Source organism: Microcystis sp. M53598_WE2, assembly GCF_030067735.1.
Taxonomy (GTDB): Bacteria; Cyanobacteriota; Cyanobacteriia; order Cyanobacteriales; family Microcystaceae; genus Microcystis; species Microcystis aeruginosa.
The window spans coordinates 1-3,400 of sequence record NZ_JASJFE010000657.1 but is presented as its reverse complement, the minus strand read 5'-3'; the positions used below and the strand labels follow the sequence as shown (position 1 = coordinate 3,400).

The following is a 3,400-nucleotide window of genomic DNA, read 5'->3' as shown; positions in this document are numbered from 1 at the left end:
TATCCAACAAGGTTTTTAGATTTATTCAGCCAACCCTAGATAGTCAACAGCTTAACTGATCACTGATAACTGATCACTGATAACTGATTTGGCATAAGGGGACTCGACAGCTTTTAGCCGATAAATTTAACTTTTCTTAACCTAAGCCTAAACTGGCGAGGGGAGAGGGTTTCGCTATATATAAAAAATTGTAATCGTCGATACAGCAAAAAATCTCTTTTGTCCCCATATAGGTTAGAATATAGTTAGTGATAAGACTTCTTTTGTAGATCTTGCAGGAAATCTCCCATGAGTGCCATAACTTTCTCCACCGCTCCCACCGCTTACTCTATCAGGATGATTAAGGACGAAGTCCGTCAGATGGTAGAACAGGGGGTAGTGAGCAGACACCAACCGATCTACACCCTCTGTCAGTTCATTCCCCCCCGGGAGTGGGTTTGTGTTGAATGTGAACTAGAACGGTGTGACTACCTTCTCAGGGATCAAATTGGTGACTTAATCGCCTCGGAATCTTGGGATAATGATTAAATTCTCCCGTTTGCCGATGGGCAAAAATCGGACTGATCAGAAATTTAGCAGCCTTGTCCACTTTCTTAAACTATTATAATTCAGCCCCGGTTAATTCTGGGGCTGAAACCATGGGGACAGGAGGGGGATAATTGTTGAGAAAAAAGAAGTTTTTGTAAGATTTAGCCAAGTTAGTTCACAAGTTACCCATTGCCAAGGGACGCTATCTCTAACATCCCCAAATTTTCCCTAACTTAAAATCAGTAGTTGGCGCTGTTGTAAGGAACGCACAGCAGTTAATCCTAAAGCAACTTGAGCGTCGATTTCTCCCACGGTTAAACGACCATCACAAGCTTGTAAAAAAGCAAATTCTCTTTCCGAGAGATTAACCGGCCGATAATCGTAATCTAGAACACTTGCACTAGGCCAGCCGTAAAGACAGGGATGAACTTCGGCCACTGCATTCTCTAGGACTTGATCCCCGGACCAATCGGCAGTCAAAATCGGTGGTTTAGCGAGGAAAAATTCATAGTGGGTGATTTCTGGGTCTAATAATTCCGTCAAGCGATAACGTTCCCTTTCCCCTAAATTTTGCGCTCTAGCCATCAATTCGGGGGATTTACCCAATAAACGCTCTAATTGCCAGTAGGAAGGGTTAGAAAAGCCAATAAAAGCTAATCCTGACGCATCAATCAGTTGAAAGAGGGTATCGATATTGTAGTCCACTTCCCGGGGGTGAACGTACATATCAGCGAAGGATTCATCGCGATGATTTTCCATTGACCAACGCTCTTTTTCCCGTTTCAAAATGCGATTATTTTCCGGTAGTGAAGCAAAAATCTCTCGGCCGACAGCGACCCCATCTTTATAATCCCCGCGTCGGTCTCCTTGCAAAAGTGCGATCGCAGATTGCATTAACTGGATTTCCCAGCGTCCCAATTGAGCATAGACGAAAATATGCAGCAGACCACCAGGGGCCAGTTTTTGCGCGAGGGATTGAATCCCTTTAATCGGGTCCGGGAGATGGTGCAGCACCCCGACGCAGTTAATTAAATCAAATTCTCCGGGGAGATTAGTGGCGGATTCAAGGGGTAAATGGTGAAAATCCAGAGAACCTCGGTGCTTTGTCGCAACTCCCGAACGATTACAGCGTTCTTTGGCAATTTCTAGAGCTTTTTCGCTGATATCTATAGCGACTACATGAGCGAAAGGGTTGAGCGCGAGCAGATATTCAGTTCCCGCACCAGTACCACAACCTGCATCGAGAATGCGGATATCCTCTCGTTCGGGTTTACGATGACAACAAAAGTTATAGGCAGCAATCCAATTCCAGCGCCAATTGTAACCCGGAGGAGGTTCGTCTAGGAGCGGTTCGGGGGGGAAAGGATAGGTATTGTAGAGACGTTGTACAGCAGTGCGAATAGTAGCGTCGTCGGACATGAAAATTGGCGGAGTTTAGGATAACACTCGATCGATTGTCTCACAGAGGGCAGCGATCGGGAAAGTCAGCCGGGGTTTTTTTAGTTGGTCGGGAGTAAATGATAAATAATCATTATGACTATCCGGTTCTGTGCCAAAACTAGATATTATTTCTTTGGTCAATATTTTTTTCTATTCCTTGTCCTACTGTCTCTTAACCCTATCTAAGTTTTACTGGCAATTATTGGAGAGTCATTCTCTAACAATTATCTCAAATATAAGCAAATCTTGCCGATACAAAAAACCATGAGAATTAAGTCTATAAAGCTTATTAATTATCGAGGTGCAGTCAGTTTAAACATCGACTTTCATCGGCAATTAAACGTATTCATAGGAGTTAATGGTGCTGGAAAATCCACCATTTTAGACAGTTTGGCTATTATGCTTTCATGGTTAGTTAATCGCCTAAAAAATACTAATGCCAGTGGACGAAAGATTAGCGAAACCGAGATTAATAATGGTCAGGGGACGGCTATAATTGAAATCACTGGGGCGACGGAAGATAGTCAAGAGATTACTTGGAAAATAGTAAAAACTAGGACTGGATATAGCCACGCTGTAAAAGGGAGTAATTTTAGCCAATTAAATGAATACACTCAACAAATACAACGACAAATTACTGAACATCAAGGACAAATTAACTTACCTTTATTTGTTTATTATTCTGTTAATCGAGCAGTGCTGGATATACCCTTAAAAATTAAAACAAAACATCAATTTGATTCTCTAAGTGCCTACGAAAATGCTTTAACCAGTGGATCAGATTTTCGCACTTTTTTTGAATGGTTTCGCGAACGTGAAGATTTAGAAAATGAAAATAGAAAATATCAGTATGATCTAATTAAACCAGAAGGTTTTTGTTTTCCTGATCCCCAATTGGAAGCGGTTCGGGAAACGATCGAACGTTTTCTACCCGATTTTACTAATCTTAGCGTCCGTCGTAATCCCTTGAGAATGGAAGTAACAAAAAAGAATAAAATAGTTACTGTTAATCAACTTTCTGATGGAGAAAAATGTCTGATTGCTATGCTTGGAGATTTAGCTCGAAGAATGGCGATTGCTAATCCTAAAAATCTTTATCCCTTAACGGGTAATGGCGTTATTATCATTGACGAAATTGACTTACATTTACATCCTCAATGGCAAAGATTTGTAGTACCTAAATTACTAGAAGTTTTTCCTAACTGTCAATTTTTTATTTCCACCCATTCTCCTAATATTATTACTCATGTTCAGCCAGAAAGTTTACACTTCATGGAACAAACAGAAATGGGAATAAAAATTGATCCCGTGCAGGAGTCCTACGGCAAAAATGTTGATCGAATTTTAGAAGATTTGATGGGATTAGAGACAACTCGTCCCAAGGAAATCGCTGAAGCTTTGAAAGATATCTATGAACAAATTTCTCAAAATC

4 protein-coding genes are annotated in these 3,400 nt (G+C 41.0%); 2 read left to right on the top strand and 2 right to left on the bottom strand.

Translation table 11 applies throughout. From position 1 onward, the window contains the following. Window positions 1-288: 288 nt before the first annotated feature. Window positions 289-528: a DUF4327 family protein gene (locus PX636_RS13375; RefSeq protein WP_002738935.1), complete on the top strand. Its 240-nt coding sequence runs from the start codon at window positions 289-291 to the stop codon at window positions 526-528. A 228-nt stretch (window positions 529-756) separates the two neighbouring features. On the opposite strand, the gene PX636_RS13370 is transcribed toward PX636_RS13375, so the two are convergent. Both PX636_RS13370 and PX636_RS13365 read right to left on the bottom strand, forming a co-directional pair. After that, window positions 757-1,947 carry a class I SAM-dependent methyltransferase gene (locus tag PX636_RS13370; RefSeq protein ID WP_002797126.1) on the bottom strand — a complete coding sequence of 397 codons (1,191 nt, stop codon included), beginning with the start codon at window positions 1,945-1,947 and terminating at the stop codon, window positions 757-759. A 15-nt stretch (window positions 1,948-1,962) separates the two neighbouring features. Continuing rightward, a complete protein-coding gene (locus tag PX636_RS13365) occupies window positions 1,963-2,109 on the bottom strand; it encodes a hypothetical protein (protein WP_002797127.1) in 147 nt (48 codons plus the stop codon). 123 nt (window positions 2,110-2,232) lie between these two features. On the opposite strand from PX636_RS13365, the gene PX636_RS13360 reads away from it, so the two are divergent. Next, a partial coding sequence (locus PX636_RS13360) for an AAA family ATPase (protein WP_288117560.1) occupies window positions 2,233-3,400 on the top strand: 1,168 nt, incomplete at its 3' end.

Bases quoted from the DNA above. Each gene is read 5' to 3' on its own strand.
- PX636_RS13370 (WP_002797126.1), bottom strand. From the start codon at position 1,947: ATGTCCGACGACGCTACTATTCGCACTGCTGTACAACGTCTCTACAAT.
- PX636_RS13375 (WP_002738935.1), top strand. From the start codon at position 289: ATGAGTGCCATAACTTTCTCCACCGCTCCCACCGCTTACTCTATCAGG.